The organism is Solibacillus daqui (assembly GCF_028747805.1).
GTDB classification, from domain to species: Bacteria; Bacillota; Bacilli; order Bacillales_A; family Planococcaceae; genus Solibacillus; species Solibacillus daqui.
In genome coordinates, this window is sequence record NZ_CP114887.1 from 2,963,924 (window position 1) to 2,979,379 (window position 15,456).

The 15,456-nt window shown below is 36.5% G+C and carries 17 protein-coding genes; 4 read left to right on the forward strand and 13 right to left on the reverse strand.

Annotation, left to right across the window (positions count from 1 at the left end):
• Window positions 1-166: 166 nt before the first annotated feature.
• From tpx to ezrA, 8 genes are all read right to left on the reverse strand, one after another.
• The gene (tpx, locus tag O7776_RS14465) at window positions 167-673 is read right to left on the reverse strand and encodes a thiol peroxidase (RefSeq protein WP_274307724.1); all 507 of its coding nucleotides are present in this window, start codon (window positions 671-673) and stop codon (window positions 167-169) included.
• Between the two features lie 172 nt (window positions 674-845).
• The gene (locus O7776_RS14470; protein WP_274307725.1) at window positions 846-1,346 is read right to left on the reverse strand and encodes an RDD family protein; all 501 of its coding nucleotides are present in this window, start codon (window positions 1,344-1,346) and stop codon (window positions 846-848) included.
• Window positions 1,347-1,362: 16 nt separating this feature from the next.
• Window positions 1,363-2,373 carry a signal peptide peptidase SppA gene (gene sppA, locus O7776_RS14475; RefSeq protein ID WP_274307726.1) on the reverse strand — a complete coding sequence of 337 codons (1,011 nt, stop codon included), beginning with the start codon at window positions 2,371-2,373 and terminating at the stop codon, window positions 1,363-1,365.
• Window positions 2,374-2,508: 135 nt separating this feature from the next.
• A complete protein-coding gene (mbcS, locus tag O7776_RS14480; RefSeq protein WP_274310518.1) occupies window positions 2,509-4,080 on the reverse strand; it encodes an acyl-CoA synthetase MbcS in 1,572 nt (523 codons plus the stop codon).
• 166 nt (window positions 4,081-4,246) lie between these two features.
• Window positions 4,247-4,450, reverse strand: coding sequence for an alpha/beta-type small acid-soluble spore protein (locus O7776_RS14485; protein ID WP_274307727.1), 204 nt, complete (start codon window positions 4,448-4,450; stop codon window positions 4,247-4,249).
• Window positions 4,451-4,562: 112 nt separating this feature from the next.
• Complete coding sequence (gene thiI / locus O7776_RS14490; RefSeq protein ID WP_274307728.1) at window positions 4,563-5,774, reverse strand: tRNA uracil 4-sulfurtransferase ThiI; 1,212 nt, start codon at window positions 5,772-5,774, stop codon at window positions 4,563-4,565.
• Window positions 5,771-6,919, reverse strand: coding sequence for a cysteine desulfurase family protein (locus O7776_RS14495; protein WP_274307729.1), 1,149 nt, complete (start codon window positions 6,917-6,919; stop codon window positions 5,771-5,773). Before O7776_RS14495 ends, thiI begins: the two co-directional genes overlap by 4 nt.
• 133 nt (window positions 6,920-7,052) lie before the next feature.
• Entirely contained in the window at window positions 7,053-8,756 is a 1,704-nt protein-coding gene (gene ezrA / locus O7776_RS14500) for a septation ring formation regulator EzrA (protein ID WP_274307730.1), read from the reverse strand.
• Window positions 8,757-8,895: 139 nt separating this feature from the next.
• Here ezrA and hisJ point away from each other — a divergent pair, with 139 nt between their 5' ends.
• Window positions 8,896-9,702, forward strand: coding sequence for a histidinol-phosphatase HisJ (gene hisJ / locus O7776_RS14505; RefSeq protein WP_274307731.1), 807 nt, complete (start codon window positions 8,896-8,898; stop codon window positions 9,700-9,702).
• 16 nt (window positions 9,703-9,718) lie between these two features.
• Window positions 9,719-10,198, forward strand: coding sequence for a GAF domain-containing protein (locus tag O7776_RS14510; protein ID WP_274307732.1), 480 nt, complete (start codon window positions 9,719-9,721; stop codon window positions 10,196-10,198).
• 36 nt (window positions 10,199-10,234) lie between these two features.
• On the opposite strand, the gene O7776_RS14515 is transcribed toward O7776_RS14510, so the two are convergent.
• Complete coding sequence (locus tag O7776_RS14515) at window positions 10,235-12,091, reverse strand: sensor domain-containing diguanylate cyclase (protein ID WP_274307733.1); 1,857 nt, start codon at window positions 12,089-12,091, stop codon at window positions 10,235-10,237.
• A 476-nt stretch (window positions 12,092-12,567) separates the two neighbouring features.
• Between O7776_RS14515 and rpsD the strand changes: the two genes are divergently transcribed.
• Window positions 12,568-13,170, forward strand: coding sequence for a 30S ribosomal protein S4 (gene rpsD / locus O7776_RS14520; protein WP_241369465.1), 603 nt, complete (start codon window positions 12,568-12,570; stop codon window positions 13,168-13,170).
• Between the two features lie 394 nt (window positions 13,171-13,564).
• Here rpsD and O7776_RS14525 read toward each other — a convergent pair whose 3' ends face one another.
• The 4 genes from O7776_RS14525 to O7776_RS14540 form a co-directional block, all read right to left on the reverse strand.
• Window positions 13,565-13,975, reverse strand: a complete 411-nt coding sequence (locus O7776_RS14525; protein ID WP_274307734.1) for a VOC family protein — start codon at window positions 13,973-13,975, stop codon at window positions 13,565-13,567.
• 167 nt (window positions 13,976-14,142) lie between these two features.
• Window positions 14,143-14,499 (reverse strand): hypothetical protein, encoded by a 357-nt coding sequence (locus O7776_RS14530; RefSeq protein ID WP_274307735.1) that lies wholly within the window; start codon window positions 14,497-14,499, stop codon window positions 14,143-14,145.
• A complete protein-coding gene (locus O7776_RS14535) occupies window positions 14,435-14,608 on the reverse strand; it encodes a hypothetical protein (protein WP_274307736.1) in 174 nt (57 codons plus the stop codon). Before O7776_RS14535 ends, O7776_RS14530 begins: the two co-directional genes overlap by 65 nt.
• A gap of 57 nt (window positions 14,609-14,665) precedes the next feature.
• Entirely contained in the window at window positions 14,666-14,824 is a 159-nt protein-coding gene (locus tag O7776_RS14540) for a hypothetical protein (protein WP_274307737.1), read from the reverse strand.
• Between the two features lie 233 nt (window positions 14,825-15,057).
• Here O7776_RS14540 and O7776_RS14545 point away from each other — a divergent pair, with 233 nt between their 5' ends.
• A complete protein-coding gene (locus O7776_RS14545) occupies window positions 15,058-15,417 on the forward strand; it encodes an MmcQ/YjbR family DNA-binding protein (RefSeq protein ID WP_274307738.1) in 360 nt (119 codons plus the stop codon).
• The last annotated feature ends 39 nt before the right edge of the window (window positions 15,418-15,456 follow it).

Sequence of the window (15,456 nt, forward strand, 5' to 3'; positions counted from 1 at the left end):
AAAACACTTTTTCGTCAAATGGCATAAAATGATGCCTTTCTTATGTGAATTCCCTTGAAAAATTTATCTTTTCTTATCCATCAAACAAATGAACAACCCACTCAAGAAAATTGAGTGGGTTTATTATACCTCTATTCACTTTACACTAAATTACTGTAAAACAAAATTATTTTGAAAGTTCTTTTACCGCTTCTAAAGCTGCTTCATAGTTCGGGTGTGTTGTACCTTCTGAAACGTATTCTACATAAGCTACCTTACCGTTTTCATCCACTACGAAAATTGAGCGTGCTAAAAGGCGTAATTCTTTCATATGTACGCCATATGCTTCCCCGAATGATGCATCGCGGTGATCTGATACTGTAACTACTTTATCGATACCAGCTGCGCCGCACCAACGTCTTTGTGCAAATGGTAAATCCATTGATACAGTATAAATAATAACGTTATCGCCTAACTCTGCAGCCGCTTCATTGAACTTACGTGTTTGTTGGTCACATACACCTGTATCTAATGATGGAACGACTGAGAACAAACGAACTTTACCTTCAGAATCTTTTAATGTTACTGGTGATAAATCGTTTGCTAACACTGTAAAGTCAGGTGCTTGGTCGCCTACTTTTATTTCATTACCGATTAAAGTGACTGGTTTGTTAATAAATGTTACTTGTGCCATAATAACGCCTCCTTATTTATTACCTTATATTACTAAACTCTAATTGAACTTTGCAACTGACGGGACTTGAAAACAACAAGAAAAAAGCTATTTCATAAGTTAACCCTTACAAAATAGCTTTTTACTTGTTTAGAAGGTATCGATACTTTATGATTCCCTCACATTGTACTTGTTAAACCTTTTGCACATAAATATTTTCATGTACTACCATCGTATCCGCAAAATAGTCTGCGATGCTTTTATTGTTTGGTGCAAATGCGACAATTACATATGGTAAATATAACATCGTCCCATTAATAAAGCGTCCCACCCCTTCACGGAATAATACTGTCATCCAGTCTAATGGCTCCCCATTCTCTTTTTGCACTTTTAATCCAAATACCATTTTGCCTAAAGTTTGTTTAAAGAACTTCGTCATCAATACGAAGTACACATAAAATATTATCCCCGATATAATCGTATATGGTGCGTACCAAATTTCACCCGTTACGCTCCAATCCATCACTGCGAATAATGGCTTTACTGCAATTCCTACAATCGCTGCAATAACTAGCGAATCTATGACAAAAGCCCAAAATCGCATCCAAAAGCCACCTGTTTTAAGTTGAAGAGAAGGCTCTACTACGACTGGTTTCGTATCAATCGTATTTACTTCTTCGATTATGTCCGACATCGTAACCCCTCCTAATCTATTGTTCTCCATATAAATACATCATACGCGGTGAGCTTGTTGATGAAATAATTTTTGAAATTGCTTGTGTTTCCACTGAAGGACTAAACATTGAACCAATTTTAACGCCTAGTAACGAAGCCCAGTTATCTGATTCCGTTGCATATTCAAATAACTCTGCGTCCTCTAATCCTTGTTCTGTTCGTAATGCGCTTAACGCTGTATTTTCGTTGCCAATTTCATCTACTAATCCCGCTTTTAATGCTTGCGTACCGCCTAAAATTCGTCCGTCTGCAACTTTCTTTACATCCGCTTCTGACATACCACGACCTTGTTCAATAATGTCGACAAATTCTTCATACGATTCATCGATCATTTCTTGTAGCATTGCTTTCTCCTCCGCTGTAGATGGACGAATGCCACCGAACATATCCTTATGCGCACCAGATTTAATTGTTTCATATTCAATTCCTACTTTTTCTGCTAACTTGCTATAGTTAAGTGATTGCATAATGACACCAATCGAACCTGTAATCGTTTCACGTTGTGCAAAAATTTTGTCTGCTGGCGCTGAAATATAATAACCACCTGAGGCAGCCATTGAGCCCATTGAAACATAAATTGGTATTTGCTTTTCTTCTTTAATTTGAACAAGCTTTTCATGGATTTCAGCTGATTCTATAACACCGCCACCTGGAGAATTTACAGAAAGCAATACAGCTTTAACTGTATCATCCATTAAAACAGCATCTAACTGTTCCATAAAAGCCTGATGATTATATTCAACCGTTTCCCAAACACTCGGTTCTCCTACATCTTGAATGACACCACTTACCGTTAAATGGGCAATCCGATTTGAAAAGTCACCCGATTCAATCACATTTTCATACGTTAAATTTTGACTTCCAAGCATGTCGTCAAAGCTCGTAAAAAAATCTGTTTTAAAGATCGTAATAATTGTATTTATTCCGATAGAAAAGAATAATAATACCGCTGCGATAATGAGCGCAACTACACGTTTTGTATTCATTTTTAAAGCCTCCTTTATTTATTGTACGAAAGTATTTTACATAAAGTTTCAACTTTCTACAAAACTAGCCCCAAAAAAAGAGGGTGGAAAAATAACCACCCTCAATATTACCCAGGAAATAAATCGAAATAGCTGTTATTTTGTTGCTTTTACGCGTAGTTCAACGCGGCGAATTTTGCCGGAAATTGTTTTTGGTAGCTCATCTAAAAACTCAATAATTCGTGGATATTTATATGGAGCTGTTAGTTGCTTAACATGGTTTTGCAATTCTTCAATAATTGTTGGACTCTCTTTTAAACTAGCATCCTTTAAAACAATATATGCTTTTACGACATTCCCTCGGATTTCATCGGGACTTGCTACAACCGCACATTCTTGAACAGCTGCGTGTTTCGTTAATGCATCCTCTACCTCAAATGGCCCGATTGTGTAGCCAGATGAAATAATAATATCGTCATTACGCCCTTCAAACCAGAAATAACCGTCCTCATCCTTCGTTGCTCGGTCACCCGTTACATACCAATCGCCACGGAATTGAATCGCTGTGCGCTCAGGGTCTTTGTAATATCCTTTAAATAATGCCGGTGTCGATTTATGCACGGCAATATCGCCCACTTCACCTGTAGGGACTACTTCACCAAACTCATCGATTAAATCAATGCGGTTACCAGGTGTTGGTTTCCCCATCGAACCTGAACGTAATTCTGTGTTCAGTAATGTACCAATTAATAATGTATTTTCCGTCTGACCATACCCATCACGTACAATAATTCGATGTTCACGCATAAATGTTTCTATAACTTCACGATTTAATGGCTCACCTGCAGATACCGCACTTCGTAATGAAGCTAAATTGTAGGAGCCAAGTTGATCAAGTTTTGCCATCATCCGATATTCAGTTGGTGTACAGCATAGTACATTAATTTTTTGTTGTTCAATAATTTCTAAATATAATTTTGCTTCAAACTTCCCTTTGTAGACAAAGCCCGTTGCTCCGCTACCAAGAACCGCTAAAAACGGACTCCAAATCCATTTCTGCCACCCTGGCGCAGCAGTTGCCCAAACGATATCCCCATCTTGCACACCAAGCCACTCGCTCGCGGTTGTACGTAAATGCGCATACCCCCAACCGTGTGTATGCATTACTCCTTTTGGATTGCCAGTTGTGCCAGAAGTATAAGCTAAAAATGCCAGGTCATCAGCATTTGTTGCAACAGCATTAAAATCAGTTGGCTGCTCATTTGCTAACTCCATTAGTGATAGCCAATCTTCATGTTTTTCACCAATAATAAAGCACTTAACGTTCGCTAAGTTTTTGACTTGCTCAAATTCTTTTACAAACTGCTCTTGCACAATAACTGCCTTAGCATCTGAGTGAATTAAACGGTAGTCAATATCTTTTGCGCGAAGCAATTCCGAACTAGGTATAATAACTAATCCCGCTTTTAACGCACCAATATATGACACATACGCTTCTAAACAACGAGGCAACATTATTAAAATAACGTCCCCTTTTGTTAAGCCTTGAGCGATAAAGGCATTGGCTGCCTGGTTTGCTTTTTCAAGGAGCGCTTCGTATGTATACCGCGCTTGTTCGCCGTTTTCCTCTTGAATAATGAGTGCTGTTTTTTCCGATTTATTGCGGTGTTTTTCAAATTCATCCGCAATATTGTACTTTTGTGGCGCTAATAATTGTTCATAATTCACCATCAAACTTCCCCCTTGTTTGAAAAAATGATACTTTCCATTTTAGTATAATAATACAACGCTATAAATTCAAAAAATCCCATCGAAAATTTCGAATAAATTATTTAATTAACGTCAAAAATAAAAGGAATGCCTACATGTAGGCACTCCCTTTATTTTTTACTTATTATTGTTTTCCGCGTAATTGTTGTTCAGCCATTTGAACTAGGCGTTTTGTAATTTCGCCACCAACTGAACCGTTTGCGCGTGATGAAGCGTCTGGGCCAAGTTGCACTCCGAATTCTTGTGCGATTTCGTATTTCATTTGATCAAGTGCTTGTTGTGCTCCAGGAACTCGTAATTTGTTTGAGCTACCGTTGTTGTTTGTCATGTGTTGCTCACCTCCTTGTGCAATTAGAATGCGCAGGATGAAATTTTTCATACACATTAGAAAACAGGTAATTCCTACTTCTAATAGGAAATACGCTACAACTTTTCACAAATTATAGTAAGTCTGCAAATTGATCCTGTTTTGCTTCTTTTTGCGGGAAGCTATATACTTCGCGGTTTTTCACTGCACGCTCGATTAATTCATCAAATTCCGTGAAGCTTTCAAAATGTTGAACTTTTTCTAATTTTGGCTTTGTTTTCGGGCTAGATGGCGTAAAAATCGTACAGCAATCCTCATATGGCTGAATCGATGTTTCATACGTACCGATTTTTTCAGCAATTTTAATAATATCATTTTTATCTGCTGAGATCAGTGGGCGTAAAATAGGTGTGCTCGTTACATCATTAATTGCTGTTAAGCTTTCTAATGTTTGCGAAGCTACTTGTCCTAAGCTTTCACCTGTAACAATTCCTAATGCACCAACTTCTTCTCGCACACGGTCTGCTACTTTCATCATCATACGACGTGTTGACGTCATGGACATATTATCCGGTACAGCATCTTTAACTGCTACTTGTAATTCAGTAAAAGGAATTACGAATAAACGGACACGCGCACCAAATTTTGTTAATTCATTCGCTAAGTCTTTCACTTTTTGTAACGCATTATCACTTGTGTACGGTGGACTGAAGAAATGAATCGCGTCAATACGTACACCACGCTTCATCATTAAATAACCAGCGACTGGACTATCGATTCCACCAGATAGCATAAGTAATGATTTACCATTTGAACCAATTGGCATACCACCAGCACCTTGAATGACTTGTGCCATCATATAAATTGCATCTTCACGCACTTCAATACGTAATGCCACTTCTGGATTTTTCACTTGTACTTTAAAGTTTGGGAACTGTGGTAACAGTGTCGCACCCATTTCACGCTGCAATTCATGTGTGTTTAACGGGAACATTTTATCAGTACGGTGCACTTCAACTTTAAATGTTACCAGTTCGCGGTCACGATAATCTTCTAAAATTTCACCAGCTAAAGCTTTCATTGTATCTAAATCTTTTTCACAAGAAGCAACAGGACTGAATGATTGGATACCGAATACATGTGGTAAACGCTCCATTAACACATCGAACTTTTCTTGGTTTTCGATTTCGATAAACATACGATCGCGCTCAGCACGAATTTTTAGTGGCGCGATATCATGGAATGAATAACGCACATTGTCACGCAAACGGCTAATGAAGTCTTTTTTGTTACGACCTTTCGTCGATAATTCACCGTAGCGAATTAAAATTTCTTTAAAAATCATGATGTAAATTCTCCTTTTAACTCTTTCATCACTGCTATAAATTGCTTTTTAAATGCTTCGATATCAGCATCTGTATTATTTGCGCCAAAGCTAATACGTAGTACACCGTTTTTAAAACGGCTATCCATATTTAACGCTTCGACAACATGGCTTGTTTTCGTTTGTTTTGATGAACATGCACTAGACGTTGACACAATAATATCACGTTTTTGTAGCGCATTAATTAACACTTCACCTTTTAAGCCTCTTACACTGAAACTCATAATATGTGGCGCACCATTACGAGATGATAATACATATATTTCTTCACCAAATCTAGCAAAGAAATCATGTAAATCATTAGCCCATCTTTTATAGTTTTCAACGTGTTGTGGCATTGCTTCAATTGCTAAACGTGCGGCTTTTGCCATTGCTACGGCTTGAGGTACTGCTACTGTACCGCTACGTAAACCAAACTCTTGCCCACCACCAACGATAAAAGGCTTAACTTGTGGCTTTTTGCGGAATGCTAACACCCCTGTTCCTTTTAACGCATGAATTTTATGACCGGAAATTGAAATTAAGTCCGGCCCTTTTTCACCATTAAATAGGATTGGCAATTTACCAAAGCTTTGAATCGCATCAACATGTAGCATCGCTTGACATGTTTCATGAATCAACTCAGCGGCCTGCTCAATTGGCTGAATGGCCCCCATTTCATTATTTACGTGCATAATGCTGACGATAATTGTATCTTTACGTAATTTTGCACGTAATTCGTCTAATGAAATAACACCTTGTTTGTCGACTTTTAAATAATCGATTTCGTAACCTTCTGATGCAAGTCGTTTTGTTGCTTCTAAAATCGATGGATGCTCGATTTCTGTTGTAATGATGTGCTTACCACGGAAGTCACTTGATTTTGCTAAACCGTAAAGCGCTGCGTTATTTGACTCTGTACCACTTGCTGTAAAGAGCACATTTTTTTCTTCTGTATTTAAAAGTTGCGCAAGCTGTTCGCGTGCTTTTGTAAGTAATGCATTTGACTCAACACCTGCTTTATGAATCGATGACGGATTCGCAAAGTATTGTTCATTCACTTGAATAAATGCTGATAGTACCTCTTTGTGCGGCTTTGTTGTCGCACTATTATCTAAATAGATCATGTTTGCATACCTTCTTTTTAGAACTAGTTTCCGTAAGAAAAAGGGCTCGTTCCGAAATAACCTCCCGAACTGCCCCTTGTTCTTTTTGCTTATATATTATACCGCTAAAATCCGTAACATGTAACCGTTATGCTTATGAATTTGATAGTAATTGCTCCTGCACTAATTCTTCGATACCTTTAATAGCGTTTGGATCGACCATTTCTACTGCTTTTGCGGCATCTTCAAGTGCTTTCACATAGCGGAAGTTTTTAAATGCATCCTCTGCATCTAGTAAACTTTCATGTACTTGACGATTGCCTGCACGGTAACGGTTACCATATTGAATTAAACGCTCAATGATTAAGACATTTTCAATCATTTCTTGTGCTTTGTCGTGTGTTTCTTCAATCGATTGTTTTGCTGTTAGTAAATGCTGATTTACTTGAATTATATTTAACGGCACTTCTTGTAAGCTTTGAATTACGACATAAATACGTTCTTCTGCTTCTTCTAAACGTGCATCCATTTCTTCTGGAATCCCTGGAATATTGGCACGGTTTAACAGACGTTCTGTATCTTGCAATGTACGTTTTAACAACTCTAAATCCGTGCGAGCTTTATTTTCATCGATACGTAGATTTTTTAATTGGTTTGAGAAGCGTTCTTGCTCTTCTGCAATACGTTCGATTTCCTCAGTAATTTCTGTTAGCTCTTGTTGTAAGCTAGAATACGCTGATTTTTCTTCTTGTACACGCATTGATAAAATTTCATAGCGCTTTTGCAATACTTCTAAATGTTTTAAACCTACTTTTGGGATTTCTGCCTCTTTTTCTTGCAAGCGATAGCTATGCTGCACATACTCGACTTCGTTATTGATGTCTTTCGTTAAGCGCATCACTTCTGTAATTGTGTTAAACATACTAGAACAATTGCGCTCTACATATTTACGCGACATAACCTCTTTTTCCAGTAAATCATAGAAATGATCAATTTCATCATTAATTTCTTGAATGCGAGGTGATACCGCTTGTAAATTAAGCTCAGCAATCGCAGTTTTTAATGTAATTAGTTCATTATCTAGTGCATCTAAGTATTCTGTTAGCTCTAGATGGCGCAAGTAATAGTTTTGCTCTTCCATTTCACGTTGACCATTTCGTAATTCATGAATAGCCGTTGGAATTTTTGTTTGAATTTCTGTTAATAATGTTGGTACTTCATTTAGCAGATTGAAAATTTCCTGTGCTTCGGTATTTAGCTGCAACACAATTTCACGTGCTTGTAAGTAATTACCTTCTTTTGTTAACTCATTAAACTCTTCAAATCTAGGTGAAAACTGTTCCAAACGCTTTTCTAACCCTTCTAATGCAGGGCCAAATGAATGTTGATGAGCTAAAATTGTTTTACGCGCAGAGCGGTAATATTCTTTTAGTTGTTCCATTTCAATGCGGTTCTTTTCTTCACTACCGATTAATTCATCCAACTCTGCGATAATTTGTACACGTACTTGTTCACATTGTGTTAGCTGTTGTTCAATTTCACGCTCAGTAGTAGATGCTTTTTTAAATTGAAAGCGGTCAATATGCTCTTCTGCATCAAATAGCATTTCATCAACTTTTGGAATTTGCTTATCCATAACATCTAGCCATCGATTACGCCAGTTTTCGAATAGTTCCTCTGTTTGACCATTCATATTTAGTGCTTTCACTTTTGCTAATTCTTCAAAAATCGGATAATGTTGAATTTGTAATTTTTCTTTGTCTAATCGTCCTATTTCTGCATTATGCTTGCGTCGTACTACTAAGCCGGCAGTTAATAATGCTAATAGTATGACGACAACAATGATGATATACTCCATTGTAAGCCCCCTAATCCCAAAAAAAAATCAATAAAATAGCTATATACGTATTACTAATCATAACATGTTTTTTGGAATTTGTTTAACTATTTACAGGTTTTTTACTTCGAGAATCCCTTATTTTCAAAGGAGGACGCTAATGAGAAAGCGAGACGGTCATATACATACGCCTTTTTGCCCACATGGATCAGGTGATTCATTGGACAAGTATATTACTAAAGCAATAGATGAAGGTTTTACTGAAATTACATTCACCGAGCACGCACCATTGCCAATTTCGTTTATCGACCCTACTCCTGAAAAGGATTGCGGCATGAAACACGAATTGCTCACAGCTTATTTTGGACAATTACAAGAATTAAAAGAACGTTATAAAAAGCACATTATTATCAATATCGGTTTAGAAATTGATTATATTGTAGGTTTTGAACATTCAACTCGAAATTTTTTAAATGAAGTAGGACCAATGCTTGATGATGCCATTCTTTCAGTACACTTTTTACAACATACAGGAAACTATACATGCATTGATTTTTCTGAGGATGTATATTTACAATTTAGTGAACAAATTGGTGGAATCGAAGCAATGTACGACCTTTATTATGAGACGGTGAAGCAATCTATAATAGCCGATTTAGGGCCTTACAAACCAAAGCGTATCGGGCATCCTACACTAATTCATAAATTCCAACTTGCACATAACCAATCGATTAATGATCGGGCACAAATCGAATCAGTGTTACAGTTAATGCAAACACATGGCTATGAACTTGATTTCAATAGTGCGGGATTAAGTAAAACCTATTGTCAGGAACCTTATCCAAATTATGAATATGCAGCTTTTGCTAAACAAATTGGTGTACCGATTGTTTTCGGTTCAGATGCACACACGGCAAAAGATTTACATCAGCATTATAATGCGTTACAACAAAAACTAACTTTTTAATTTTGGAGGCTTTTTTATGTTTGCAAAGAAAACTTACAACGGCACTCTCGCCGAGCAATACCATTTACTCTCAAAGCAATTAGACGCACTTTGTCATGGTGAAACTGATATGATTGCCAACTATAGTAATGCTTCTGCTTTACTAAATCAGTTTTTAACAGACATTAACTGGGTCGGCTTTTACTTTATGAAAGAAGGGGAACTTGTACTCGGGCCATTCCAAGGTTTACCAGCATGTGTTCGAATTCCTGTTGGTCGTGGTGTTTGCGGAACAACGGTGGCCAACAAAGAAACTATCGTTGTTGAAGATGTACACGCATTCCCTGGTCATATCGCTTGTGACGCAGCATCAAAATCAGAAATCGTTATTCCAATTATCAAAAACGATGAAGTGATTGGTGTGTTAGATATCGACAGTCCAATAGAAGCTCGTTTCAGTTCAGAAGATCAAGTAGGCTTAGAAAAATTTGTGACAGTTCTACTAAAGTATGTATAAAACAGTTAAAGCTCCCCACTACTGTGGAGAGCTTTTTTAATGATGTAATTGCATCGAATCTGCAAATAAGCAATAACGATTTTTACCATTACGTTTTGCGCTATATAACGCAGTATCTGCTTGCAAAAATATGTCCTGGAAATCCGGACGGGCATGGCGGTTCCAAGTAATAAGCCCTGCCGAAACGGTAACAGATGGATTAGTCTTATGTGGAACAATATCTACAATGGATTGCGCTATTTTTAATGCTTCATTATTTAAAATATTCGGGATATAAACGGCGAGTTCTTCCCCACCCCATCTTGAACAAATACCGCGCGTACCAATTTGTTGTTGTAGCTGTGTGCTTATTTGCACGATCACTTCATCGCCAACTTGATGACCAAAAGAGTCATTTATTTTTTTAAAATTATCAATATCAATTAGTAAAAACATCCCCGAATCATCTTTTTGAATTGATTGTTCTACATAATTATCCGAAAATCTGCGCGCGTACAGCTTTGTTAAATGATCACGGTCTACCATTTCTTGCAAACGATCACGTAAAATCGAATTGGATATAGCAAGCGATGAATGGTGAATTAACGATTGCATTAGTTTGAAACTATCAAACGAAAAGAAATAAGGTTCATCATGTAATACAATACTAAACCCATTAATCTTTTCTTCAACAATCATCGGAATGGCCATAATTGATTTGAAAGGAATGTCCTCATCAATAAGACGACTAAAATCTGCGATAAATAACGAATCTTGTGTTACTTCGAAATGTTTTTCTATATGCTCAATATAAATTTGGACTACCTCATGTTGGAAAAAGTCCGTACAAACTTCGGTTGATTTATATTGATTTTCATTTTTAAAGAAGAAACCAATCTCTCTTGGTTGAAATGACTTCAATAATTGTTTTTGTAAAAAAAGTAGCATTTCATTAATCGATAGCTTCATATTCATTCGATGGGACGTTTCATTAATCAGTTGTAAGTCGCTTACTAAGCGATGTGATTGATGATATAACTTCGCATTTTCTAGTGCATTACCTGAAGCATGCGCTAACATACGAATAAATTCTTTTTCAGTAGTTGAAAATACATACTTTAACGGAGCCTTTACTTGTAAAATGCCGTATATTGCTTGGCGACCTTTAATTGGCGCATTCAGTAAGCAGCAATCTAAATCAGAAGCTTTTTCTTCTTTCATTTCTCCAGACACAAAGGATTCTATCGTTGATGGACGCTCTGACAAATAATCAAACGGCTTAATACTTACACGCGTTTGACGGTCCTGGTCATTTGATAAAATCAACTCTACTTCAAAATTTGCGAAATTTTCTTCTATTGTTACGAGTACATTTTCTAAAATGACATCAATATCCATTGTTGAATGGAATAAATCCGTGATGGCATATAATTTGCGATATTTATCTTCATTTGCTTGCATATTATAGCTATCCAGTAAAAATTGATATATCTTCGTTACTTCTTGCACAAGTTGAGGTGTTAAATAAGCTTCTTTTGTTTCATCATCACATTTAAAAACAATCAAGCCTAAAATAGATTGCTCTACAATTAGTGGCATAATATGTGTATGATTTTGTAAATAGTTTTGTTTTTGAACTATTTTTGGTATTTCAATTATGTAGTGACTTTTTAATAATGGTTGAACATCGTTTAATGTAAGTTCATTTAAAAACTGATAATCTGTATAGTTTGGTTTCAGCGAATTTCCTTTTAACCGAAATAAAAAGCTGTCTTGAATCGTAAAGTATTTGTTTAAACCATGAGCTAATAAACTAAAATAATCATTAAAATTATTTAGGTTTTCTTTAGAGTCGATACATAGACTTAAGATTTCGGATTTAAATTGATCAACCAATTGTTGATATTCTGTCATTTAACCACCTTTTCTTTCACACTTACGATTTACGTTACCTCTACTTACTTTATATTATACACTAGTTATGCCTATTAGACCATTTATTTTTGTTAAAATTTTCTAAACAATTAAACTAAAATGTCCTTTTTGCGTATAAATCGAGACTTTAGTTTAATTTACAAATATTAAAACTATGTAATTTTAACTATGTTTATCCACCTTATATAAATCTAAATTCACTATATCGGCTTCAACAGTATAATTGGTTGACGTGCAAAAAAAAAAAAGTTACAATAGTTTTTGTGTAAAATGAATGCAGTAGTTGTATAACTTACTTGTGTATTTTATTCCTTCTTTTTATATAGAATGGTGTATTGCGTAACCCTTTCGGCTGCATGGGCGAAGATACGTGAAAATAAAATGCCTATTAAGATCGGGTACAACTGGTTTTTTCTTTTACAACAAAAACCAAATTTAAAGGAGGAGACACAATTATGTCTCGTTATACAGGTCCATCTTGGAAACTATCTCGTCGTCTTGGTATTTCATTAAGCGGCACAGGTAAAGAAATCGCTAAACGCCCTTACGCACCAGGTCAACACGGCCCGAACTCTCGCGGTAAAAAATCAGAGTACGGTCTACAATTAACTGAAAAACAAAAATTACGCCACATGTATGGAATGACTGAACGTCAATTCAAAAACACATACAATAAAGCTGGTAAATTACAAGGTGTACACGGCGAAAACTTCATGATTTTACTTGAAACTCGTTTAGACAACTTAGTTTACCGTTTAGGTTTAGCTCGCACTCGTCGTGCATCTCGTCAATTAGTTAACCACGGTCACATTTTAGTTGACGGTAAACGCGTTGACATTCCATCATTCTCAGTAAAACCAGGTCAAACGATCTCTTTACGTGAGAAATCAGCTAACTTATCAGTAATTGCTGAATCAATCGAAGTAAACAGCTTTGTACCAGAATATTTATCATTCGATGCTGACTCTAAAGTAGGTACTTTTGTACGTTTACCAGAGCGCTCTGAATTATCTTCTGAAATCAGCGAACAATTAATCGTAGAGTTCTACTCTCGTTAATTTTTAACGGTTGATTTTCTAACCCTTGGGGTAACGGCTTAACGCTGTTATACCAAGGGTTTTCATATTTTCTATGCCCTTTTCAATTTAGTATAATTTACGATTAATTTTTGGGAACCGCTGGGGGACCGAAAATATTAATATAAATCGGGCAGATGTATACATAAAAAAAACCTTTCATATAGTCACCACTGAATTTTACAGAGTGACCGGCTTAAATTTATTTAGTAGTACGCTTAATATAAATGAGTGCATACTCTAATAATTGACTTGTTGTGTAATTTTCAACATTATCATGTGGCTATGGAAATACCTTCGTAGCCATTGCATTTTTAATTAACGCAATGGCACGCTCTCCCTGTAAACTATGTCTTGGTGACTTTTTAGGTATTTATTAAATACCCTCCGTGTTCATTAAAACAATACGCCAACCATCAGGATCTGCAATTGTCACACCTTTTTCTTCCCAGTATGGATTTTCTGGCGGTACTTCGGGATAGCCCATGTTAGCGAGTCGAGATTGTATTGCTTGAATTTGTGTGGTATTAGGCATATAAAAAACGAGCAAATTGTCATCTGTCGGTGCAGGGCATGGACTTCCATGAATATGCTCTGTAAATTCTAAATGATACGATGTATCTGGTAAGCCAATCATTATGCCAGTATATCCGCGATGCCCTTTAAATTCACCGAGTTTTTTTAGACCAAGACCTTCGCAATAAAAACGTTCTATTTGTTCTAATTTATCTGTTGGTCTTGCGATGCGAAATTGTGCTATGTGTAATGTTTCTGTCCACTGTTTCATAATCATCCCCCTACTTTCATTTTAAAGAGAAAAGATGAAGAATACTCTACAACATTTGGCTGAAAAAAGTAGGCTAAATCATTGTAAATCCGTTTTGTCTGGTACTTACCCTGCAAATGCAAAAAATCCTGCCACCACTGTACTTAAGAGTGATGACGGGCTAAAATTTATTTACGTGTACGCTCAATATAAATAAGAGCGTACTCTAATAATTGAATTGTTGTGTACTTATCAACATCAGTATGCGGTGATGTAAATACTCCACCTTTTACTGCTTTACGAATTAGATCGCGCGCTTTGTCCTCCACAGACGATGTTGTGAAAGGCTTATTTAATCTAGCACGGACATTGTTCATATTATCTCCAGGGCAATTAGTGGATTGGTTTGGGAACTCGTTATGCCCTTTTACGTCCTTAGCATTCAATCCTAAGCGTTCCATCCAGTAGCGAGACCGTTCATCAAATACCTTCTCTTGCTCCGCTGTTACCGCCATCAATCTTTTCGGCAATACCTGTTGTTGCATCTAGCGCATCATCATGCTTATTTTTACCTTCGCTTAGGTACTCGTTCATAGCTTTAATATAATCTGGCCATCTCTCACGCCAATTGCTCGGGAAATAGATAAGATCCATTATCCATGTCGCATTAGGTATATACGAGCTTGTTTGTTTTTACTTTGATGAAATGGCTCAACACGCGGGAAATTCAATTCCATATGTTGTAGTATGTGCCGTAGCTGAAAACGAGCCCAATTGATCTTTCATACGCTTATACTTACACATATTATTGCGATATTTCTTTAACACCTTGTCTAATTGATAACGATTTAACTTAACTTGCCCTGCCATAAAATCCCCCCCTTTTATCTAGAATAATCTTGTTGGAATAATACGAAAGAGAATTACCAGGCCGCAGCTCTGCAAAGCTGTGGCTTTTTTCACTCAGAAACAGGACTTTTCTTTTCGACATTTAAGATTGCCATATTCACTATAATATTGGAAAATTTTATTATTTATTGATTATAATTAATCTAATCGAATTTGGGTTTTCAAAGTTCGTATTATAAAAAGGAGTCTGTTAAATGGATAAAGCTAAACTTCAATCTTTTTGTCTCACACTACCCGGAACTACACATGATTACCAAGTAGACTGGCAAGCGGATCGTTATCATGTTGGCGGAAAGATGTTTGCAATGATGGGTGGGGACGCTGAAAGAAAGCCTATCATTACTTTAAAATGCGCCCCTGCTCATGCTGAAGAGTTACGAGAAACCTTTCAAGGCATTGTTCCAGGTTATTATATGAATAAGACGCACTGGAACTCTATTTATTTTGATTCAGATTTATCCAATGATCTGATTGAAAATCTGATTCTTCATTCCTACCAGCTAGTTTTCGAAAACCTCACAAAGAAAGTTCAAAACCAAATCAATCCGAAATAATTTTGCTGACTTGAGTGGATGCTCAGGTCTTTTTATGCG